The sequence below is a fragment of the Sphingomonas sp. P4_G3 genome, from assembly GCF_056401105.1.
Map to the genome: position 1 here is coordinate 22,769 of NZ_JBFUJZ010000011.1, position 20,740 is coordinate 43,508.

General features: G+C 64.8%; 18 protein-coding genes. 10 read left to right on the forward strand and 8 right to left on the reverse strand.

The annotated features are described in order from the left end of the window. Nucleotides 1-5: 5 nt before the first annotated feature. Nucleotides 6-3,824, reverse strand: coding sequence for a LamG-like jellyroll fold domain-containing protein (locus AC1DQQ_RS19760; protein ID WP_478046509.1), 3,819 nt, complete (start codon nt 3,822-3,824; stop codon nt 6-8). A 443-nt stretch (nt 3,825-4,267) separates the two neighbouring features. Here AC1DQQ_RS19760 and mtnB point away from each other — a divergent pair, with 443 nt between their 5' ends. From mtnB to AC1DQQ_RS19785, 5 genes are read left to right on the forward strand one after another with little or no spacing between them, the layout of a single operon-like run. Next, a complete protein-coding gene (mtnB, locus tag AC1DQQ_RS19765) occupies nt 4,268-4,894 on the forward strand; it encodes a methylthioribulose 1-phosphate dehydratase (RefSeq protein WP_478032533.1) in 627 nt (208 codons plus the stop codon). After that, a complete protein-coding gene (locus AC1DQQ_RS19770) occupies nt 4,891-5,466 on the forward strand; it encodes a 1,2-dihydroxy-3-keto-5-methylthiopentene dioxygenase (protein WP_478046511.1) in 576 nt (191 codons plus the stop codon). Before mtnB ends, AC1DQQ_RS19770 begins: the two co-directional genes overlap by 4 nt. 7 nt (nt 5,467-5,473) lie before the next feature. Continuing rightward, nucleotides 5,474-6,112 (forward strand): acireductone synthase, encoded by a 639-nt coding sequence (gene mtnC / locus AC1DQQ_RS19775; protein WP_478046513.1) that lies wholly within the window; start codon nt 5,474-5,476, stop codon nt 6,110-6,112. Further along, nucleotides 6,109-7,164 (forward strand): S-methyl-5-thioribose-1-phosphate isomerase, encoded by a 1,056-nt coding sequence (mtnA, locus tag AC1DQQ_RS19780; RefSeq protein WP_478046515.1) that lies wholly within the window; start codon nt 6,109-6,111, stop codon nt 7,162-7,164. The genes mtnC and mtnA overlap by 4 nt, the downstream gene beginning before the upstream one ends. Before the next feature lie 33 nt (nt 7,165-7,197). After that, a complete protein-coding gene (locus tag AC1DQQ_RS19785; protein ID WP_478032528.1) occupies nt 7,198-8,133 on the forward strand; it encodes a ribose-phosphate pyrophosphokinase in 936 nt (311 codons plus the stop codon). A 135-nt stretch (nt 8,134-8,268) separates the two neighbouring features. On the opposite strand, the gene AC1DQQ_RS19790 is transcribed toward AC1DQQ_RS19785, so the two are convergent. The 3 genes from AC1DQQ_RS19790 to AC1DQQ_RS19800 all read right to left on the reverse strand — a co-directional run bounded on the left by AC1DQQ_RS19790 (nt 8,269) and on the right by AC1DQQ_RS19800 (nt 9,947). Next, a complete protein-coding gene (locus AC1DQQ_RS19790) occupies nt 8,269-8,601 on the reverse strand; it encodes a PilZ domain-containing protein (RefSeq protein WP_478046517.1) in 333 nt (110 codons plus the stop codon). A 67-nt stretch (nt 8,602-8,668) separates the two neighbouring features. Beyond that, on the reverse strand, nt 8,669-9,370 hold the full coding sequence (locus tag AC1DQQ_RS19795; RefSeq protein WP_478046552.1) for a sulfite exporter TauE/SafE family protein: 702 nt from the start codon (nt 9,368-9,370) through the stop codon (nt 8,669-8,671). 67 nt (nt 9,371-9,437) lie between these two features. Further along, a complete protein-coding gene (locus AC1DQQ_RS19800; RefSeq protein ID WP_478032525.1) occupies nt 9,438-9,947 on the reverse strand; it encodes a sterol desaturase family protein in 510 nt (169 codons plus the stop codon). A 228-nt stretch (nt 9,948-10,175) separates the two neighbouring features. Between AC1DQQ_RS19800 and AC1DQQ_RS19805 the strand changes: the two genes are divergently transcribed. From AC1DQQ_RS19805 to AC1DQQ_RS19825, 5 genes are all read left to right on the forward strand, one after another. Beyond that, nucleotides 10,176-11,594, forward strand: a complete 1,419-nt coding sequence (locus AC1DQQ_RS19805; protein WP_478046518.1) for a radical SAM protein — start codon at nt 10,176-10,178, stop codon at nt 11,592-11,594. Then, nucleotides 11,587-11,853 carry a hypothetical protein gene (locus tag AC1DQQ_RS19810; protein ID WP_478032523.1) on the forward strand — a complete coding sequence of 89 codons (267 nt, stop codon included), beginning with the start codon at nt 11,587-11,589 and terminating at the stop codon, nt 11,851-11,853. The genes AC1DQQ_RS19805 and AC1DQQ_RS19810 overlap by 8 nt, the downstream gene beginning before the upstream one ends. 250 nt (nt 11,854-12,103) lie before the next feature. Continuing rightward, nucleotides 12,104-13,303 (forward strand): ADP-forming succinate--CoA ligase subunit beta, encoded by a 1,200-nt coding sequence (sucC, locus tag AC1DQQ_RS19815; RefSeq protein ID WP_478032521.1) that lies wholly within the window; start codon nt 12,104-12,106, stop codon nt 13,301-13,303. Between the two features lie 224 nt (nt 13,304-13,527). After that, nucleotides 13,528-14,274, forward strand: coding sequence for an electron transfer flavoprotein subunit beta/FixA family protein (locus AC1DQQ_RS19820; RefSeq protein WP_478041243.1), 747 nt, complete (start codon nt 13,528-13,530; stop codon nt 14,272-14,274). Further along, nucleotides 14,271-15,203, forward strand: coding sequence for an electron transfer flavoprotein subunit alpha/FixB family protein (locus AC1DQQ_RS19825; RefSeq protein WP_478041244.1), 933 nt, complete (start codon nt 14,271-14,273; stop codon nt 15,201-15,203). The genes AC1DQQ_RS19820 and AC1DQQ_RS19825 overlap by 4 nt, the downstream gene beginning before the upstream one ends. 337 nt (nt 15,204-15,540) lie before the next feature. On the opposite strand, the gene AC1DQQ_RS19830 is transcribed toward AC1DQQ_RS19825, so the two are convergent. The 4 genes from AC1DQQ_RS19830 to AC1DQQ_RS19845 all read right to left on the reverse strand — a co-directional run bounded on the left by AC1DQQ_RS19830 (nt 15,541) and on the right by AC1DQQ_RS19845 (nt 20,686). Beyond that, nucleotides 15,541-16,764: an MFS transporter gene (locus tag AC1DQQ_RS19830; protein ID WP_478046520.1), complete on the reverse strand. Its 1,224-nt coding sequence runs from the start codon at nt 16,762-16,764 to the stop codon at nt 15,541-15,543. Further along, complete coding sequence (locus AC1DQQ_RS19835) at nt 16,765-17,769, reverse strand: histone deacetylase family protein (protein ID WP_478046553.1); 1,005 nt, start codon at nt 17,767-17,769, stop codon at nt 16,765-16,767. It lies immediately after the preceding gene. Beyond that, nucleotides 17,769-18,962 carry a Na+/H+ antiporter NhaA gene (gene nhaA / locus AC1DQQ_RS19840; RefSeq protein ID WP_478046522.1) on the reverse strand — a complete coding sequence of 398 codons (1,194 nt, stop codon included), beginning with the start codon at nt 18,960-18,962 and terminating at the stop codon, nt 17,769-17,771. Before nhaA ends, AC1DQQ_RS19835 begins: the two co-directional genes overlap by 1 nt. 131 nt (nt 18,963-19,093) lie before the next feature. Next, nucleotides 19,094-20,686 (reverse strand): lysine--tRNA ligase, encoded by a 1,593-nt coding sequence (locus AC1DQQ_RS19845; RefSeq protein ID WP_478041247.1) that lies wholly within the window; start codon nt 20,684-20,686, stop codon nt 19,094-19,096. Nucleotides 20,687-20,740 lie beyond the last annotated feature (54 nt).

Consider the following 20,740-nt stretch of genomic DNA (forward strand, 5'->3'; position numbering starts at 1 on the left):
GGCCATCACCGCCGCCGGGTCGCAGCAGGGAGCGCGACCACATTGTTGAGCCAGGTCACTTCGGGCGCACCGTCCGGCAGCGCGACCCGCACGCGCCAGCCCGCCCCGGCACCGGCCGGCAAGGCCAGCCGGACCGAGACGGTCTTCGGCGTCAGGTCGGTCGGTGCGTCGAGCGTCGGCACCGCGACGCTGGCGGCAACCTTGCCCGTCGCGTCGACCAGTTCGGCGCGGCCGCCACTGGCCGGAAGTGCACCCAGGCTATGCACCGTCACCTCGACCGAACGGCCGGCGACCTTCACATCGTCCACCCCGATACCGAGATCCGCGCGGCGCTCGGTCGGCACCCCGGGCGTCTCCAGCGTGAATTCCAGCACCGTCGTGGTGTGCGCCGCGAAACTGACATCGACCGATCCGCTGCGCTCGAGCGTGACCTCGCTCGCCACCGGCGTGCCGTCGGCAACATCGCCGTCCGACGCGCTGGTCCCGGCGGTCATCTTCCATTTGCCCGCGGTCACGTTCCAGGTCGACATGGTCGCCGGCTGCGCAATGTCGCTGGTGTTATAGGCGATCACCTTGAAATGGCCGGTGGTCGCGCCGGGCACCAGGATCGCGACCGCTTCCGCCGCGCCGGGATTGGCGAAACGCCAGCTGACCGTGTTGCCCGGATAGGTCTGGTTGCGCACCAGCGCGATCCCGCCGAGCCGTTGCCGCTGCAGCAGATCGTTGGGCATGTCGACGCGATCGCTCCACCAATGGCCTTCGGTGTACATGGACATGTGCTGCGACTTGAACGCGATCGCGTCGGCCGCCTGCTCTTCGAGCAATTTGCGGTTCCCGGTCGCGTCCCAGCCGGCGATGCGGCCGAAATCGCTCTTGGATCCGGCCAGCGCCTTGCCCCAATCGGCTTTGCCGAGCGCCGCGACGATATTCTCGTTGAGGTCGTTGAGCGAACCCGCGCCATTCTTCGCGGTGCGGCTGAGGATCGGCATCAGATATTTGTCGTCGCCGGTGAAGCGATAGGCGGCCCAGATCGACTGATAGGGCGTCGCGACACCGCCGCCGTCACCGGCGCGCTCGGCATCGGTGCGCCAGTTGATCTCGTTGGGATAGGTCCAATTGCCGTCGGCGCCCTTCTTGCCATGCGCCATCCAACCGTCGACCACGCCCGTCACCAGGCCGGTGGCGATGGGATTGGCGTTGTAGACGCCCATCAGGATCGGCGCGTGCAGGACGGTGAAGCTGTACGGCTTCTGCCATTCCCACGGCCCTTCGCGATAGACTTTGCGCCCGCCATACCAGTTGCTGGCGAAGTGCATGTGGCCGGCGGGGTTCTTGAGGATGATGCCGGTCAGCGCCTTGGCCGTCGCCATCAGCCGCTCGACCGCCTTGGGCTCGCCCCAATTGAGATAGAGCCGCTCGGCGTCCGAATTGAGCCCTTCCTCATAAGCATGGAGCTCGTCGGTGGTGATATAGCCGAGCCCGTTGACCCGCATGCCGTTGGCGTAGACCGAGTCGGACAGCGCGCGGAGCGACGCGTTGATCTTGTCGGGATCGACCCCCATCAGCGCCAGGCCGGGCCATTGCCCGAGCAGGTCGACATCGTCCGAAATGCCGCCGCCGAAATCGCCATAGGGCACCTGGCGGTTATCGATCCACCAATCGACGAACTGACGGGTGAGCTTTAAATCCTCGAGCTGGCGGAACGCCCAGAGCGGCACGCCGGCCGGCGGCGCCGGCTGGGTGAAGGGCGGCATGCCCGTCGCGCCGTAGCTGATGTCGGCCCAATAGCGCCGCCCTTCGAGATTGTCGGGATCGACGCGGAGCAGGTCGGTGATGTCGCCCTTCAAGCGCCGGAACAACCCTTCGCGACCCGAGGCGGTATGTTCCTCAACCAGGAAGCCCCAATTGTCCTTCACCTGATTGAAGCGATCCTCGATATGCTCCTTCTTCGCTTCGTCGCGATCCTTGAACACCAGCCGCACGTTCATCCCGTCGAGCGAGTCCGCGCCGAAATCGCGCGAGGCGCTGGCGACGGTGATGTAGAAGGGATCGTTGGTCAGGAGGCGGTCGCGCAGGTCGAGCCACAAGGTCCGCGCCTGGCCCGGCTTCACCGATATCGTCACGTCGATCAGATCGCGGTCGGGCCAGATCGGGTCCTTGATCCGGATGTTGAGCGGGATCATTCCGTCCTTGTTCGCCGCGACCTTGAGCGCCGGGATGTCGAGCGCGATGCCGTCGAGCCCATCATGGGCGTTGGCCCAGGTATAGTTCCACGCGCGCGCCAGCGGCTTGCCGGGGAAGGCGTCACCGAAATCCGACGGGATCAGGATATGGACGATCGGCGCCTCGTTCCGCCCGCGCTCGGCATTGCCGACTTCGGTAGCACTGCCCGCGCCCGGCGCGGCGTGTCCCGCGCTGGCCGGCAGCGCCACCACGGTGGCGCGCTCGTCGGCGGGAAAGCGGCCGGCAATATATTTGGTCAGCGGCGTGAGGTTGGCGAAGGCCGGAGCGGTCTTCGAATCGACCACGTAACTGAGCTTGAACGTGCCCTTGGGCTCGGCGCCTTGCTTGACGTCATAGGCCCAGATTTCCTGGATCGGCGTTTCCTGGGCAATGTTGGTGAAGCGCAATTTGCCGCCGGCCTTGTCGCCAAAGCTGGTGATCGTTTTCTCGACACCCTGCGGCCGCTTCGCCAGCGAGACATAGTTGCTGCCGTCTGCTGAGTAATCGAGCGCGCCATAGGCCGCGCCGCGGATCTCGACGCGGTTGACGGTCTCGTTGGTGGGGACGGTCAGCTCGTAGCTCTTGCCGCCTTCGACATAGACGTTCCAATCGGGCAGCTCGAAATAGTCGTCCCGCCCGGGCAGGCGCGAACGGTTGTACACGCCCGGCCAGGTCGTCTCGGCGATGCCGTCGACGCCTTTCCACATCCATTCCTTGAGATCCTTGGCATCGGCGAACTCGACCTTGCGGATGCTGGTCTTGTCGGCGGTCAGCAGCGGCGGCGAGGCGCCGTCGAAGCCATAGCGGTGGAGGAACGCGGTGCGCTCGTCGCTGGCGACCGGTTTGTCATCGACCGGAGCGCTGTTGCTGGCGAGCGCGGCGACCGCGCCGGCACCGAGCATCCGGTCATAGATCCGGATCTCGTCGACATCGCTGCCGCGCATGAAGTTGTAGCGGCTCTGCACCTGATGCGGCGAGATGATCCGCCCGGCCAGGCCGAACTGATCGAGCCCGCTGTCGAGCACCGCTTTCTGATCCTTGCGCGCGACTTCCTTGCCGTCGACGAACAGCCGGACGCCGACCGCCTCGTCCCAGGCAAAGGCGATATGATGCCAGTCGGTCGGGCTGGGCAAAGTATCCATGCGGAACGACACGCGTTCTCGGGCGAGGTTGTTGTCGGTGACGAAGGCGTCGAAACCGTGGCCGTTCCAGTCGATCCGGAGGAACGCCATGTCCCAGCTGGTGTGGTCGGCATATCCGACGCGGAACAGGACGAACGGCGCTTCGCCGACCGGCGTGCGCGAGCGCCAGAAGAAAGAGAGCGTGCCGCGCCGCGCATAGATATTGCCCGGTGCTTTCCACGCGACATAGCCGTCGTCCTGCCATTCGATCGCGCCGCCCGATTTGCCAGTGGGAACGATCGCGACCTTCGACTGGAAATTGGGCACGGCCTCGCCGCTCGCGGTGTCGGCGGCCAGCGTCTTGTCGGCGGATACGTGGAACAGCAGCTTGGGCGGCGCTTCCTGTGCATTCGCGCCCGACCCGATCATCGCCGCGGCACAAACCGCCGCCAGCAATGCCACCCGCTTGTTGCTCGCCATGCCGCTCTCTTTCGCATCTGGACGCTCGTTGGCGGCCGACTCTCCCAAGCCCTTGCGGGCGACCGATCGATAGAAACTTATGACACCGGTATCAATGATGTTTTCCCGGCCGTTGCGGTCCGATCACTCAAAGCATCGGCGTCTCAAAGAGGCAGAGAGTTGTGCAATCGCAATCGATCGATAGTTCATCAGGTCAGGTCCCGTCTCGACCTGGAACGGGGTGCTGCCCGTATCATGTCGCGCTTGGCAAGTGCCTTACCTGCTTGCGCTTCAATCTGACACCGGTTACCATTTCAGTTTAGCCGATTGCTCCGAGCGGGAGCCTGGTCGGCCGATGACACTTTCCTCCCCTAAGGGCGCGGCTCTATCCGGAGCGGCGCCCGATTTTTTGCCTGAGCCACGGCGCGCTGGCGCGCCGGCGTGACTCGCCGTAAGTGGCCGGCATGACGACGACCAGTTTCGACGCCGCACGGGCCGGAATCATCGCGGTGGGCCGCCGCCTCGACGCGCGCGGCTGGGCGCCGGCGACGGCAGGCAATTATTCGGTCCGGCTCGACGACGGCTTCGCGGTGACCGCGTCGGGCTGGCACAAGGGGCGCTTGACCGAGGACGGCGTGCTGCGCCTCGATGCTGACGGCCATGTCGTCGGATCGGGCAGGCCATCGGCCGAAACGCATCTCCATCTGTCGATCTATCGCCAGTTTCCGGCGGCGGGCGCCGTCCTGCATGGTCATTCGCCGCAAGCGGTCGGCCTGACCCGCGCCTTTCGCGACCTCAAGGCCTGGAACTTCGTCGGCCACGAATTGCTCAAGGTGTTTCCCGGCCAGACCACGCACGACACCGAAATCGCGCTGCCGATCGTCGACAACAGCCAGGACATGACGGTCATCGAAGCGGCGATCGCCCCGGCATTGGCACGGCCCGGCGCGGCGCCCGCTTATCTGATCCGCGACCACGGCCTTTATGCCTGGGGCAAGGACCTTGACGAAGCCGAGCGCGTGCTTGAAGCCGTCGAATGGCTGATCGCCGCCGAACTGGCGGAACGCAGTTTCAGGGAGAGCGCGTCATGACTCGCCTTCGCGTCTTTACCGCCGATGACGGCGATACTCCGGTGCTCGACACCAGCGACCCCAAATGGATCGGCGATGCGCTGAAGCGGATCGGCGTACGCTATGAGCGCTGGCCGTTGCGCGACACTGCCGGTGCCGACACCGACGCCGTGCTCACCGCTTACGCGCCAGAGATCGACAAACTGAAGGCCGAGCAAGGCTATCAGTCGGTCGACATCATCGGCGTCACGCCCGATCATCCCGATCGCGCCGCGATGCGCGAGAAATTCCTGTCCGAGCATCGCCATTCCGAGGACGAAGTGCGCTTCTTCGTCGCCGGCGAAGGGCTGTTCACGCTGCGCACCGACGACGACCGCATCCACGCCGTCTTGTGCACCGCCGGCGATCTGATCTCGGTTCCGGCCGGCATGCGCCATTGGTTCGACATGGGCCCCGAGCCAAGCTTCACCGTGATCCGTCTGTTCGAGAATCCCGACGGCTGGGTGGCGAAATTCACCGGTGACGCGATCGCCGACCGCTTCCCGCGGCACAATGGCGGTGCCGGCGAGCCGAAGACCAACCGATCCTCCTGAGACCGCAATGACCGATACGCCGCCCAAGGTGATCCTGCTCGATATCGAGGGGACGACCACCAGCATCGCCTATGTGGCGGACGTCTTGTTCCCTTATGCCCGCGCGCGCATTCCTGGCTGGGTGCCGATCCATCGCGAGGAGCTCGCGCCGGTGATCGCCGCGATGCCGCCGGGCGATCCGGTCGCGACATTGCTCGCCTGGATGGATGTCGATGCCAAGGAGACCGCGCTCAAACATATCCAGGGGCGCATCTGGCGCGAAGGATATGAAGCCGGCGAGCTCAAGGCGCATGTCTATCCCGACACGCCCGAGGCGCTGAAACGCTGGACCGAGGCGGGGATCAAGGTCTGCATCTATTCCTCGGGATCGATCGAGGCGCAGAAGCTGATCTTCGGACATAGCGAGGCAGGCGACCTGACCGGCTATCTCTCGGGCTATTTCGACACGACCACGGGGGCCAAGCGCGAAGCTGAATCCTATTCGAAGATCGCCGCTGCGCTGAGTCTCGACCCTGCCAACATCCTGTTCGTGTCCGACGTCGTCGCCGAGACCGATGCGGCGAAATCGGCCGGCCTGCGCGCGCTGCTGATCGACCGCGACACCGGCCAGGGCGATGTGGCCGGCTTTGCCGAGATACTGCCATGATCCTGGACGGCGAACGCACGCGCTCGATCATGCCGACCGCCGATGGCAAGGGCGCGCGCATCCTCGACCAGCGCCAGCTCCCCTGGGAAGTGCGCTGGGTCGAGCTCAGGAGCGAGGACGACGCGGCGGTGGCGATTCGCGACATGTGGACGCGCGGCGCGCCGATGATCGGCGCGGTCGGGGGTTATGGCCTGGCAATGGCGATCGCCGCCGATCCCGGCGATGGCGCGATCGATGCCGCATACGCACGCCTGCACGAGACGCGCCCGACCGCGATCAACCTCAAATGGGCGCTCGACCAGGTCGCCGCTGCGGTACGCCCACTGCCATCCGCCGATCGCGCCGCCGCCGCGTTCGCGCGCGCCCAGGCGATCGTCGATGAGGATGAGCGTTTGTGCCGCGCGATTGGCGAGCACGGCCTCGCGCTGCTTCGCGACCTTCATGCCAGGAACCCCGATCGTCCGCTCAATATCCTGACGCATTGCAACGCCGGCTGGCTGGCGACGGTCGATTACGGCACCGCCACCGCGCCGATCTATCTCGCGCACGATGCCGGATTGCCCCTGCATGTCTGGGTCGATGAGACGCGGCCGCGCAACCAGGGCGCATTGCTGACGGCGTTCGAGCTGCGCAACCATGGCGTCCCGCATACCTTGATCGCCGACAATGCTGGCGGCTTGCTGATGGCGCGCGGCCAGGTCGACGCGGTGATCGTCGGCACCGACCGCGTTACCGCCAATGGCGACGTCTGCAACAAGATCGGCACCTATCTGAAGGCGCTCGCCGCGCACGATACCGGCGTGCCTTTCTATGTCGCGCTTCCCTATACCACCTTCGACGCCGCGACCCCGAGCGGCGATGCGATCCCGATCGAGGAACGCTCGCCCGCCGAGCTGACCGAGATCACCGGCGCGACCGATCACGGGCTGGAAACGGTGCGCTTGACCCAGTCTGATGCCTACAACCCCGCCTTCGACGTTACCCCGGCGCGGCTGGTGACCGGCTACATCACCGAACGCGGGGTGCTGGACCGGCTGCAGACTCCCTTCTAAGGAGGCGCGCAAACCTCGAAGGGGCGAGCACCAATGAAGCTGATGACCGGCAATTCGAACCTGCCACTGGCCAAGGCAATTGCCGGCTATCTCGAACTGCCGCTGACCGATGCGCTCGTCCGGCGCTTCGCCGACGAGGAAATCTTCGTCGAGATCAACGAGAATGTCCGTGGCGAGGACGTCTTCGTGCTGCAGTCGACATCGTTCCCGGCCAATGACAACCTCATGGAATTGCTGATCTGCATCGATGCGCTGCGACGTGCATCGGCCAAGCGGATCACTGCCGTGCTGCCCTATTTCGGCTATGCCCGCCAGGATCGAAAGCCCGGCCCGCGCACCCCGATCTCGGCCAAATTGGTCGCTAATCTGATTACCGTCGCCGGCGCCAACCGCGTGCTGTCGGTCGACCTCCATGCCGGGCAGATCCAGGGCTTTTTCGACATCCCGACCGACAATCTGTTTGCGGCGCCGGTGATGTCGACCGACATATTGGCGCGCCATTCGGGCAAGAATTTGATGGTCGTGTCGCCCGATGTCGGCGGCGTGGTGCGCGCCCGTGCGCTGGCCAAGCGACTCGACAACGCGCCGCTGGCGATCGTCGACAAGCGCCGCGAGCGCGCCGGCGAATCCGAAGTGATGAACATCATCGGTGACGTCGAAGGGCGCTTCTGCATCCTGATCGATGACATCGTCGATTCGGCCGGCACCCTCTGCAACGCCGCCGCCGCGCTGAAGGAAGCAGGTGCCGAGGGCGTCGTCGCCTATGTCACGCATGGCGTGCTGTCGGGCGGCGCGATCGCGCGGGTCGAGGGATCGGTGCTCGAGGAACTGGTCATCACCGATTCGATCGGCAACCACGACACGATCGCCGCCGCGAACAAGGTCCGCCATTTGACCATCGCGCCGTTGCTCGCCGAAGCGATCCGGCGGATCGCGGACGAGAGCTCGGTGTCGAGCCTGTTTGATTAGGCCAAGCGGCCCCCGGAATAGCAGCCGCTATTCCGGGAGAGACGCTGGCCCGGCCGGCGGCGCCAAGGGCGCCGTCCGACGCGGCTTTGCCGCGGCGAGAGGCCGGCTATCGACGCGCTGGAGCACGAAAAAGCCCTAATGCCCTAACGTCTTGACGATGTGATCGAGCACCGGCGGGTAGAGCGGCTGGCGGAAACTGCATCCGATCTCCAGGCCCTGACGCCAGGCGATCGTCGCCTCCAGTCCCTGCATGCCGGGAATCGCCAGCCAGACGATCTGCCCCGCATCGAGCGAATAATGCGCCTCGGCGCGGAATCCCGTGACCGACAGATCGAGCAGGCGGACATCATATTTGTTGGAATGCCGGTCGCGCAATCGCGCCCGCATGACGATCGGCACGCGCTGCTGGTGGCGATGATCGTCGTCACCGTCAGTCGCTCGATCGGATCCGAACGAATGCGTGTCCATGACGCACATTATGCTTAGCCGCGCTTAACATTTGGCAAAGACCCGGCCGATCCGGACCAATGCGCCGTCAGGCGAAGGCATCCCACAGCAATTTCGCCCCGACCAGCACCATCAGCACGTAAATCGCGACATAGAATCGCTCGGGGGAAACGCGCCGCACCAGCCAGACGCCGGCGAAGGTCGAGGCGATCGCCACCGGAAGCAATGCGGCGGCGGTCAGCAGATTGGCGTGGGTGAACTGGCCGAGCGCGACATAGGCCGGCACCTTGATCCAATTGACCGCGGCGAAGAAGATCGCGGTCGTCCCGACCAGCGTGTCGCGCGACAGGCGGCGCGGCAACACCCAGACCTGGAACGGCGGCTGGCCGGCATGCGCGATCTGGCTGGTGAAGCCCGAGGCGATTCCGAACAGCGTGCCGAGCCACTCGGGAAGTCCCTTGGCCATCTGCGGCGGGCCGTTGCGATCCGCCCAGAGTCGATAGACGCCGAACAGCAAAGAGATCGCGCCGACCGCGCCGAGCACCGCGCTTTCCGACAAGCGCGCGGCGAACAGATAGCCGAGCACGATCCCGAGGATCGCCCCCGGCATCATCCAGCCGAGCAATCGCCAGTCGACCGTGCGGCGAAACGCCCAGACTCCGACCACATCCTGGACGATCAGGATCGGCAACAGGATCGCCGCCGCCTGGACCGGCGAGATGACGAAGGCGAGCATCGGCAGCGACAGCGCACCGAGTCCCGCGAACCCGCCCTTGGACAAGCCGAGCATCAGCACCGCCGGGATCGCCAGCGCATAAAAATGCCAGTCGAGGATCACCGCGCGTCTATACCGATATCTATCGAGCGAGATCGCCGGACGGCGCGCGAATCCCGGCGTTGCCGCGGCGGTTGAGCTCGGCCTTGAGCGTCTCGGGGGGCGGCGCCCACAGGAAACCGAAGCTGACCGTGCCGCGCTTCGTCTCGACCACATGGTGCAGCCGATGCGCCTGGATGATCCGCTTCATATAGGCCGATCGCGGCAGATAGCGCGTCGCGACCCGGCGATGGACGATGACGTCGTGAAACCCGAAATAGATCGCGCCGTACGCCGCGATTCCCGCGCCGATCCAGGTGCATCCCCACCACCAGCCGAGATCGACGCCGCCGAGCAGCAACAGGATCGACGGCACCGCGAAGATCACCGCGTAGAGATCGTTGAGTTCCCATCGGCCGGTCCGTGGCCGGTGATGGCTCGCATGGAGGAACCAGCCGGGGCCATGCATCACCCAGCGATGCATCACATAGGCGAACCCCTCCATCGCGATCACGGTGGCGAGGAACAGCGGAAGAGCTAACCAGCCCGTCATGAGCGGCCTCTAGCCAATAGTGCGAGGCGATGCATACGCAAATTTTTCCTGACCGCCGCAGGCCACAGCCTATCGCGAATAAAATATAATTACAACCGATATGAACTAAATTGACGTCGGACTACCTCAGAAATTTCGTTGACTCTTGCCAGTTGGACGTGCTTCCATTCGACAAAATCAGCAATCGAGTCGCGCAATATATTTTGAATGATCTTGAAGGAGGTCATGATGATTAAGCGCGAACACAGTCGTAATCTCGTAACACTTAGTGAAAACGACATCTATGCTCGTCTGAATCTCCAAACACTCGCCCTGTCTATTACCGACGACCCGATTGCGTTTCGTGAGGACCCGAGCGACGCGTACTCGACGTCCGACACGGCGGAAGGACCTGTTCTGGACAGGCGTCCCGCCATACGACCGCTTCTGTTCGGCGCGGAAAGTCCATTAGCCGACCGCCCGCGCCTCGGCCGGTTGACCATCAATATCAGCAATGCCTGCAACCTCGCCTGCAGTTATTGTTACGCTGACCACGGGCTATACCACGCCGCCAAATCGCTGATGGCCGACAGTCCCGCGCGCGCGATCGTAGACCGCGTGGTGTCGATGTACGGGAGAATCGAAACCGTTCATCTGTTCGGCGGCGAACCCCTAATGAACATCGGCGCCTTCGATGCGATCGGCGAGGCATTTGAAGCCGCGACGTCGGACGGCCGACTGGCAAAGATGCCCCGGTTTGTCGCGACGACGAACGGCACCTTAAGCGGCCCACGCGTGATCGCCGCGCTGAAGCGCTGGGGGGTCGCGCTGACGATCAGTTGGGACGGTCCGGACGCAGTACATGACCGCATGCGTCCCACCGCCAGTGGCAAGCCCAGTTCCGCGCTGCTGCGCCGGTCGATTGCCGCTTTTGCCGCGGCAGGCATCGACTTCGAGTTCGAATGCACGTTCAGCCGGGCGCATATCGATGCCGGGATCAGCGTCGTCGATCTGATGGGTTTTTTCGCCCGCGAAACCGAAGATCGGGTCATCCACATCGCGCCGGCATTCTTGCCGGATGAGGCCAAGCAGGCGACGGACCTAGCATCGGGCATCTTCGACAATCACGGCGATTGGCAACAATGGGCAGTCGCGATGCGCGATCTCGTCCCGCAATATCGAGCCGCTGCTCGCTTGACGGTCGACAACATGTTCGCCGGGGCCGGTCCGATGCTCGAGTTTGCTGTCCGCATTCTCGAACAGGTAGATGCGCGCCGGCCATCCGCCACCTACTGCCCCGCCTTCTTCAACCAATTGTCGATCGCCGCCGATGGGTCGGTCTTCCCCTGTTTCATGTTCATCGGCGATGACCGGTTTCGTCTCGGCAACATCCTAACCGACAGCTTCCCGACTGACGACAGCCGTCGTCTGTTTTCGCGGTATTTCGAAGAGTTCGGAGATGGCGGCACGGGTAGCGACGACTGGTATGCGCCGCTTGCCAGCGGCTGCATCGCGGGCGACGCGATCGTCACCGGGTCATTCGGCCGGCGCGCGCTAGGTCCGATCTTTGAGGCAATGGCGGAGGAATGTCTGATGGGAATCGGCCGCCATGTGTCCAGCCACCCCGACATGGAGCCGGGGCAACCCAAGGAGACCTTCAATGTCTGACAATGCCAAGGTGGCAGCCGCTGTGCTGCGCGAAGTACCGATCGGCCGGCTGTCTTCGTTTCTGAAAGGAATAAAGCCCGGCAGCGAGGTTGCTATGGGCGATGGCTGCGGCGGCGGCTGTGGCGGAGGTGCCGGGTGCATCGACCAGTTTGGTCATACTGGTCTCTCGCCAGAAGCCTTCACTAATGCCTTCCGAGACAAGGCTACATTGAAGACCGCGCTGCAGAACGGCGTGAGGGATGCAGCAGTCCACATCTAGCGCCGCTCATCCAGCCGACAAAATGGCCGCCGGGCATCGGTACCCGGCGGCCATTTGCTTGTCCGATGGACGGTGACGGGATCGACCGATGTTTCATCCCCAAAGTCTACTGCATGCCATTGTTGGACAGCTTCGCACAGCTGTCATTTGGCACTATCCGCGCGTCACTGCTCAAGGGGTAGATTCATCCCGCGGCCTGTGCTTAAGGCCTCCCCATTCCCTTTCTTCGAAAACCGAGAGAAGGCCCTTCATGAACATCCACGAATACCAGGCCAAGGAACTGCTCGCGAAATTCGGCGTGCCCGTGCCCGCCGGCTATGCCGCGATGACCGTCGACGAAGCGGTCGATGCCGCCAAGAAGCTGCCCGGGCCGCTTTATGTCGTGAAGGCCCAGATCCATGCCGGCGGCCGCGGCAAGGGCAAGTTCAAGGAACTCGGCCCCGACGCCAAGGGCGGCGTCCGCCTGGCCAAGACGCTCGATGACGTCCGCGCCGCCGCTGCCGACATGCTCGGCAACACGCTCGTCACGGTTCAGACCGGCGAGCATGGCAAGCAGGTCAACCGCCTCTACGTCACCGACGGCGTCGACATCGCCAAGGAATTCTACCTCGCGGCGTTGGTCGATCGCGTCACCGGCCGCGTCGCGTTCGTCGTCTCGACCGAAGGCGGCATGGACATCGAGACCGTCGCGCACGACACGCCCGAGAAGATCCACACGTTCGACGTCGACCCCGCGACCGGCTTCATGCCGCATCACGGCCGCGCCGTCGCTGCCGCGCTCGGCCTGACCGGCGATCTCGCCAAGCAGGCCGCTTCGGTCGCCGGCAAGCTCTACGACACGTTCCTCGGCACCGACGCCAGCCAGATCGAAATCAATCCGCTCGCCGTCACCGATGACGGCAAGCTGATGGTGCTCGACGCCAAGGTCGGCTTCGATTCGAACGCGCTGTTCCGCCACAAGGACTTGCTCGCACTGCGCGACGAGACCGAAGAGGATCCCGCCGAGCTCGAGGCGTCGAAATACGACCTGGCTTACATCAAGCTCGACGGCGATATCGGCTGCATGGTCAACGGCGCCGGCCTCGCCATGGCGACGATGGACATCATCAAATTGAACGGCATGTTCCCGGCCAATTTCCTCGACGTCGGCGGCGGCGCCAACAAGGAAAAGGTCACAGCGGCGTTCAAGATCATCCTCGCCGATCCGAACGTGAAGGGGATCCTGGTCAACATCTTCGGCGGCATCATGAAGTGCGACATCATCGCCGAGGGCATCGTCGCCGCGGCGAAGGAAGTGAATCTGAGCGTGCCGCTGGTCGTTCGCCTCGAAGGCACCAACGTCCAGCAGGGCAAGGACATCCTGGCCAATTCGGGCCTGGCGATCGTTCCGGCCAACGATCTCGGCGACGCGGCACAGAAGATCGTGGCTGAGGTAAAGAAGGCGGCTTGATTTCCCCTCTCCCGTCGGGAGAGGGTTGCGTAGACTTGGGTCTTGCGCAGCAAGGCCCTAGGCGTAGCTGGGTGAGGGGATCACCCTATCGAGAACATATCCCCTCATCCAAGCTCCGCTAGGCAGCAAGCTGCCAAGCTGCGCTATCCTTCTCCCTCTGGAGAAGGTTTGGACTGACCTCCTCTCCTCCCCGGGAAGGAGTTGGGACCACAGGAGTGGATGGAATGAAAGTCTTGGTGCCGGTCAAGCGCGTGCTTGACTATAACGTAAAGCCCCGCGTGAAAGCGGACGGGACGGGGGTCGATTTGGCCAACGTCAAGATGTCGATGAACCCGTTCGACGAGATCGCGGTCGAAGAAGCGATCCGCCTGAAGGACAAGGGCGTGACCGAGATCGTCGCCGTGTCGATCGGCGAGCAGAAATCGCAGGAAACCTTGCGCACCGCGCTGGCGATGGGTGCCGACCGCGCGATCCTGGTCGTCAGCGACGAGAAGATCGAGCCGCTTGGCGTGGCCAAGTTGCTCAAGGCGATCGTCGATGCCGAGAAGCCCGATCTGGTCATCCTGGGCAAGCAGGCGATCGACGACGACAACAACCAGACCGGCCAGATGCTGGCGGGCCTGCTCGGCGTCGGCCAGGCCACTTTTGCTTCCAAGGTCGAACTGACCAGCGACAGCGTCACCGTGACGCGCGAAGTCGATGGTGGGTCGGAGACCGAGAAGCTGTCGCTGCCGGCGATCATCACCACCGATCTGCGCCTCAACGAGCCGCGCTACGCCTCGCTGCCCAATATCATGAAGGCCAAGTCGAAGCCGCTCGATCAGAAGACGCCGGCCGATTACGGCGTCGACGTCGCGCCGCGGCTGACGACGCTCAAGGTTGTCGAACCGCCCAAGCGCACCGCCGGCGTCAAGGTCGCCGATGTCGATGAGCTGGTCGCCAAACTCAAGGCTCTGGGAGTCGCCAAATGAAGACGCTCGTCTGGGTCGAACATGACGGCAAGACCGTCAAGGACGCCACGCTCGCCGTGGTCACCGCCGCTGCCAAGCTCGGCGAGGTCGATCTGCTGGTCGCCGGGTCGGGTGTCGATGCCGTCGCCGCCGAGGCTGCCAAGATCGCCGGGGTCAGCAACGTGCTGACCGCCGACAATGCCGCGCTCGAACACCCGCTGGCCGAGACGGTCGCGCCTTTGGTCGTCAAATTGATGGCCGATCACGACGCGTTCCTCGCGCCCGCCACCTCGAACGGCAAGAACATCGCGCCGCGCGTCGCCGCGTTGCTCGACGTGATGCAGATCAGCGATATCTTGTCGGTCGAAAGCGCCGATACGTTCACGCGCCCGATCTATGCCGGCAACGCGATCGCCACGGTGCAGACCAGCGACAAGAAGCTGGTCATCACCGTGCGCGGCACCGCGTTCGAGAAGGCCGCGCCCGAGGGCGGTTCTGCGCAGGTCGTCGCGACCGATGGCGCCGGGCTGGAGCAGTCGGTGTCGACCTATGTCGGGTCGGAGATCGCCAAGCTCGAACGCCCCGAACTGACCAGCGCCAAGGTCATCGTCTCGGGCGGCCGCGCGCTCGCCTCGAGCGAGAACTTCCACGCGGTGATCGAGCCGCTCGCCGACAAGCTCGGCGCCGCGGTCGGTGCGTCGCGCGCCGCGGTCGATGCCGGCTATGTCCCCAACGACTATCAGGTCGGCCAGACCGGCAAGATCGTCGCTCCCGAAGTCTATGTCGCGATCGGCATTTCGGGCGCGATCCAGCATCTCGCCGGCATGAAGGACTCGAAGACGATCATCGCGATCAACAAGGACGAGGACGCCCCGATCTTCCAGGTCGCGGACATCGGCCTGGTCGGCGATCTGTTCAAGATCGTGCCGGAATTGACGGAGAAACTCTGACCGCGCGAGGCGCGTAGCCCAGGGCTACGCGCCGGTGCGAACGAGCAAGGCGAAGAGCGCGGGCACGGCCGGCGGCGCTCCAGCGCCGACCGACGACGCGGGACTTGCTCCCGCGTCGTTGCCCGTTTGAGGGAAGTGCGGGTGAGCGGCGACCGACTGCGCGATCGCAGATCGGGTAGGCCCCAAAAGCAGTAAGCCCCGTCGCACATAGTGCGGCGGGGCTCCCTAAGACGATCCTACGCGTGAAGCGTCTGATCGTCGAAATGCTCTCTCTTTCGTTCAAGCTAGGTAATAACGCTCGGTGTCGCGCGGGGTTCCCGCTTGTGACGAAATTATTTCAATCGGTGCCGAGTGGTTTGGGCGACGTGACCTCGTTCTGCGGCAGCGGCGGGATCGTCCTGAGGATCAGCCCCAGAATCAACGCGATGACGCCAAGCGCGCCGCAAAAGAACGCCACACCCAGCCATCCGGCGCGCGTCCAGGCGATCCCGCACAGCGATCCCAGCACGCTCGACCCGGCATAATAGAAGAACAGATAGAGCGCCGCTGCCTGCCCGCGTTGGGCGAGCGCGCGACGCCCGACCCAGGCGCTGGCAATCGAGTGCGCACCGAAGAAACCGACCGTCACGACACCGATCCCAGCTACGACCAAAGCGAGCGGCCGGGCCGCGGTCAGCGCCACGCCGGCGATCAGCAACACGACCGGTATCCAGAAGATGCGCCGGCGCCCCAGCCGCCCGGCGACGCCGCCGAACCAGGCCGAGCTCCACGAGCCGAGCAGATAGAGCAGGAAGATCGCGCCGACCGCGGCATGGCCCAGCGAATAAGGCGGCGCCATCAACCGAAAGCCGGCATAATTGTAGATGCTGACGAACACGCCCATCAGCACGAACGCCTCGAGGAACAGCAGCGGCATCGCACGATCGCGAAACAGATCGAGGAAGCCGCGCGCCACCTCGCCCAATGGCGGCGCTGAGCGAACGAAATGCCGCGATTCGGGCGCGAGCCGGCGGAACGCCTCGGCCATCGCGATGCCCGCTACCCCGACCAATGCCACCGCGCCGCGCCAGCCGGCGATATCGGTCAACAGGCTCACGCCGAGCCGCCCCGCCATCCCGCCAATCGCGCTGCCGCCGATATAGAGCCCCATCGCCGATCCGACCGAGGCGTGATCGACCTCTTCGCTAACATAAGCCATCGCCACCCCGGGCACACCGGCGAGCGCGACGCCGGTCAGGAAGCGCAAGGCGAGCAGCGCCGGCCACCCCGGTGCCGCCGCGGTCGCCAGGCTGAACCCGCCGGCCAGGAACATCGCCGCGACCATCATCGGCCGCCGCCCCCAACGATCCGACAAAGCCCCCGCGATCAGGATGCCGACCGCCAGCGGTCCGGTCGCGAGCCCGACCGCCAGGCTCGCTGCCTCGGCGCTCAGGTGGAAGTCATGTGCGAACAGCGGCAGGAGGGGTTGCGCCGAATAAAGCAGCGAAAAGGTCGAGAAGCCGGCGAATAGCATCGCCAATGTCAGGCGGCGGTAATCGGCGCTTCCTTTGGCCAGCGCCATTCAGAATCCGCTCAACAGGCTCGCGACGTTCTCGCCGAGCGCATCGACCGCATAGCCGCCTTCCATCACGATCACCGTCGGCAATCCCGCAGCGGCGATATCCTGGGCGAGCAGGGCATAATCGGGCGTCTCGATCCTGAACGCGGAGATGGGATCGCCGATATAGGTGTCCGCACCGAAGCTCACCACGAGCAGCTCGGCGCCGAAGTCGCTGATCGCTTCCAACGCCTGGGCCTGCGTGCGGCGAAAGACGTCGAGGGTGGTCCCCTGCGGCAAGGGCAGATTGAGTGTGGTGCCTTGCCCCTCGCCCTCGCCGACCTCATCGGCATGGCCCCAATAGAAGGGATAGTCGGTCACGGGATCGGCGTGGAGCGAGGCGTAGAACACGTCGCCGCGCGACCAGAAGATGTCCTGGGTGCCGTTGCCGTGGTGATAGTCGATGTCGAGGATCGCGACCCTGCGCTTGCCCGCGTCACGCGCGGCCTGCGCTGCGATCGCCGCGACGTTCAGATGGCAATAGCCGCCATAATAATCCGCGCCGGCATGATGGCCGGGCGGGCGGCACAAGGCGAAAGCGGCGCGCTCGCCGTCGAGCACCGCCTGCGTCGCGGCGAGCGCCGATTGCGCGCTCCAATAAGCGCTTTCCCAGGTCTGCGGCGTGATCGGCGTGGACGCGTCGAAACTGTACTGGCCGATCTGCGCATCGATCCGGTCGAGCCGGAGCGGCCGGCGGCCAACCACCGGCCAGACATAGCCGACGACATCCCCCGGCCGGCCGGCTTCCGCCCAGCGCGCCGCCGCGGTTTTGAGGAAGGCGATGTAATCGGCGTCGTGCACCGCCAGGATCGGCACCTCGCCGCGATCCTCGGGCGCGTCCGCCCCGCCGATCGCGGCCAGGATCGACTCCACGCGTGACGGCGTCTCGGCATAATCGGTGAAGCCGCCATTGTGCAGCTCGCGCGTCGGCGCGTGGAGCAATTGCCGGGGATCGAAGAAGTTGCGCATCACGCCGCGGCCGCCGGTCGCGCCAGCCAGCGCAGCACCACGAACCCGGCCAGCCCCGACAGGATCGATCCGATCAGCACCCCGACCTTGACCCGGTCGATCAGGACCGGGTCGACGAAAGCGAGTCCGCCGATGAACAGGCTCATCGTGAAGCCGATCCCGGCGAGCAGCAGCACGCCATAGAGCTGCGTCCATGACGCCCGGCCCGGCCGCTCCGCCCAGCCCAGTTTCACCGCGAGCGCGACAGCGCCAAGCATGCCGGTCTGCTTACCGACGAACAGGCCCGCGGCGACGGCGATGACCAGCGGCTCGGCGAGGACATGCAGCCCCTGACCGCCGAGCGACACCCCGGCATTGGCGAAGCCGAACAGCGGCACCACCATGAACGCAATCCATGGGCTGAGCGCGTGTTCGAGCCGATGCAGCGGCGATTCGGCATCGTCGGGCGCGCCCGGCGAGGTCCGGATCGGGATCGTCATCGCCGCCAGCACCCCGGCGATCGTCGCATGCACGCCCGATCGCAGCACCAGCCACCACAGCACGCCGGACAGAATGATATAGGGCAGCAGACGCACCACGCCGCCGCGGTTCATCGCGATCATGATGCCCAGCACGACCGCCGCGCCGGCCAGCGAGACGAGGTCGAGCCCATGGCTATAGGCGACCGCGATGATCGCCACCGCGCCCATATCGTCGACGATCGCCACCGTGGTCAGGAACAGCTTGAGCGGTGCCGGCACGCGGGATCCGAGCAATGCCATCACCCCGACCGCGAAAGCGATATCGGTTGCCGCCGGGATCGCCCAGCCGCGCACCAACGCCGGATCGCCCGCGACAACTGCGAGATAGACGATCGCCGGGGCGATCATCCCCGCCGCCGCCGCGATCACCGGCAAGGTGCGATCGGCAGGCCGCGACAATTCGCCATCGACCAGCTCGCGCTTGATCTCGAGCCCGACGAGGAAGAAGAACCCCGCCATCAGCGCGTCGTTGATCCACAGATGCACCGTCATCGGTCCGAGCTTGGGCGCAAGCACCGGGCCGGTTTCGATATGGAGCAGGTGGAAATAATCGGCGGCGACCGGCGAGTTGGCGGCGATCATCGCGAGCATGGCCGCGACGATCAGGACGATACCGCCGGCGGCTTCGTCCTTGAGGAAATCCCGGAGGATGGACCCGCGTTTCGCCACCATCACTTCACTCCGTCATGCCGGCCTTGTGCCGGCATCCACTGTGCAGCAAGCGCCGCACTCGGTTGGTTTGCGGCACGGTGGACCCCGGGACAAGCCCGGGGTGACGCAGGTTTTTGGTTAGCTTGGTAATCCTACCGCGCCAATGCCTCGGCGATCAGTTTCCGCGTATTGTCCACCCCATAGAGCGCGATGAAGCTGCCCATGCGCGGTCCCTGGCTCGATCCGAGCAATGTCTCGTACAGCGCTTTGAACCAGTCGCGCAGCTCGGCGAATCCGCCGGTCTTGCCGATCTCGTAGACGATGTTCTGGATATCCTCGGGCGGCGCGCCCGCCGGCAGCGCGGCGAGGTCCGCATCGAGCCGCTTGAGCGCCTCGATCTCGACACCCTCGGGCGCGCGGCGCTGGAGCGTCGGTGCGACGAAATCGCGGGCATAGGCCAGCGCATAACCGATCAGCTGGTCGAGCGCCGGATACTTTTCCGGCGACGCATCGGCCACATAATTGCCGAGATAGCCCCAGACCTGATCCTTGGTCGCGTCGCCGCCCATCACCCCGACCAGGTTGAGCAGCAGCCCGAACGTCACCGGCAAGGTCTCCGCCGGCGGCGGGCCGTTATGGATGTGATGGACCGGATTGCCCAACCTTTGCTCGACCGGCTGGCCCGCATAGTTCGCGCGGAACTGCCAATAATCGTCGACCGCGCGCGGGATCAGCCCGAGATGGAGCGACTTCGCCTTTTTCGGCTCGCGATAGATGTAGAAAGCCAGGCTTTCGTCGGGGCCATAAGTCAGCCATTCGTCGATCGACAGGCCGTTGCCCTTCGACTTGGAGATCTTCTCGCCCTTTTCGTCGAGGAACATCTCGTAATTGAAGCCTTCGGGCGGGCGCCCACCCAAAGCGCGCGTGATCTTGCCCGACTGGATCACCGAATCGATCAGGTCCTTGCCCGCCATTTCGTAATCGACGCCGAGCGCGACCCAGCGCATCGCCCAGTCGACCTTCCACTGCAGCTTAGCGCCGCCCGACAGGATCGACTGCTCGACCGTCTCGCCCTCATCGACGAAGCGGACGATCCCGGCCTCGGCATCGACCACTTCGACCGGCACCTGGAGGACGATTCCCGACTTATGGCTGATCGGCAGCACTGGCGAATAGGTCGCCTGCCGCTCGGCGCGCAGGGTCGGCAGCATGATGTCCATCACCGCCCGATAATTGCGCAGGACGTTGCGCAGGGCGTCGTCGAACTTGCCGCCCAGATAATAGTCGGTCGACGAAACGAACTCGTACTCGAAGCCGTAACGGTCGAGAAAGTCGCGCAGCATCGCGTTGTTGTGCGCGGCGAAGCTGTCATGCGTGCCGAACGGATCGGGGATCTTGGTCAGTGGCTTGCCGAGATATTGCGCCAGCATCTCCTTGTTGGGAACATTGTCCGGCACCTTGCGCAGGCCGTCCATGTCATCCGAAAAGGCGATCAGCCGCGTCGGGATGTCCGACAGGGTCTCGAACGCGCGGCGCACCATCGTCGTGCGCAGCACTTCGTTGAACGTGCCGATATGCGGCAGGCCCGACGGTCCGTAGCCAGTCTCGAACAGGACATGCCCCTTGGCCGGTGCGCCATCGGGGTAGCGCTTGAGCAATTTGCGCGCTTCCTCATACGGCCAAGCCTTGGAGTCGATCGCCGCTGTGCGCAGGGCGTTTGCTGTCTGTTCGATTTCCGCTGTCATGATGCCTGCCGAGTGCGCGAAGCAGGTCGGTTTTGCAACCTCGCGGGCGCTTTG

What these genes read in the sequence shown, in the direction of transcription:
- AC1DQQ_RS19760 (WP_478046509.1), bottom strand. Translation starts at nt 3,824, where the DNA reads ATGGCGAGCAACAAGCGGGTGGCATTGCTGGCGGCGGTTTGTGCCGCG.
- mtnB (WP_478032533.1), top strand. Translation starts at nt 4,268, where the DNA reads ATGACGACGACCAGTTTCGACGCCGCACGGGCCGGAATCATCGCGGTG.
- AC1DQQ_RS19770 (WP_478046511.1), top strand. Translation starts at nt 4,891, where the DNA reads ATGACTCGCCTTCGCGTCTTTACCGCCGATGACGGCGATACTCCGGTG.
- mtnC (WP_478046513.1), top strand. Translation starts at nt 5,474, where the DNA reads ATGACCGATACGCCGCCCAAGGTGATCCTGCTCGATATCGAGGGGACG.
- mtnA (WP_478046515.1), top strand. Translation starts at nt 6,109, where the DNA reads ATGATCCTGGACGGCGAACGCACGCGCTCGATCATGCCGACCGCCGAT.
- AC1DQQ_RS19785 (WP_478032528.1), top strand. Translation starts at nt 7,198, where the DNA reads ATGAAGCTGATGACCGGCAATTCGAACCTGCCACTGGCCAAGGCAATT.
- AC1DQQ_RS19790 (WP_478046517.1), bottom strand. Translation starts at nt 8,601, where the DNA reads ATGGACACGCATTCGTTCGGATCCGATCGAGCGACTGACGGTGACGAC.
- AC1DQQ_RS19795 (WP_478046552.1), bottom strand. Translation starts at nt 9,370, where the DNA reads ATGCTCGGCTTGTCCAAGGGCGGGTTCGCGGGACTCGGTGCGCTGTCG.
- AC1DQQ_RS19800 (WP_478032525.1), bottom strand. Translation starts at nt 9,947, where the DNA reads ATGACGGGCTGGTTAGCTCTTCCGCTGTTCCTCGCCACCGTGATCGCG.
- AC1DQQ_RS19805 (WP_478046518.1), top strand. Translation starts at nt 10,176, where the DNA reads ATGATTAAGCGCGAACACAGTCGTAATCTCGTAACACTTAGTGAAAAC.
- AC1DQQ_RS19810 (WP_478032523.1), top strand. Translation starts at nt 11,587, where the DNA reads ATGTCTGACAATGCCAAGGTGGCAGCCGCTGTGCTGCGCGAAGTACCG.
- sucC (WP_478032521.1), top strand. Translation starts at nt 12,104, where the DNA reads ATGAACATCCACGAATACCAGGCCAAGGAACTGCTCGCGAAATTCGGC.
- AC1DQQ_RS19820 (WP_478041243.1), top strand. Translation starts at nt 13,528, where the DNA reads ATGAAAGTCTTGGTGCCGGTCAAGCGCGTGCTTGACTATAACGTAAAG.
- AC1DQQ_RS19825 (WP_478041244.1), top strand. Translation starts at nt 14,271, where the DNA reads ATGAAGACGCTCGTCTGGGTCGAACATGACGGCAAGACCGTCAAGGAC.
- AC1DQQ_RS19830 (WP_478046520.1), bottom strand. Translation starts at nt 16,764, where the DNA reads ATGGCGCTGGCCAAAGGAAGCGCCGATTACCGCCGCCTGACATTGGCG.
- AC1DQQ_RS19835 (WP_478046553.1), bottom strand. Translation starts at nt 17,769, where the DNA reads ATGCGCAACTTCTTCGATCCCCGGCAATTGCTCCACGCGCCGACGCGC.
- nhaA (WP_478046522.1), bottom strand. Translation starts at nt 18,962, where the DNA reads ATGGTGGCGAAACGCGGGTCCATCCTCCGGGATTTCCTCAAGGACGAA.
- AC1DQQ_RS19845 (WP_478041247.1), bottom strand. Translation starts at nt 20,686, where the DNA reads ATGACAGCGGAAATCGAACAGACAGCAAACGCCCTGCGCACAGCGGCG.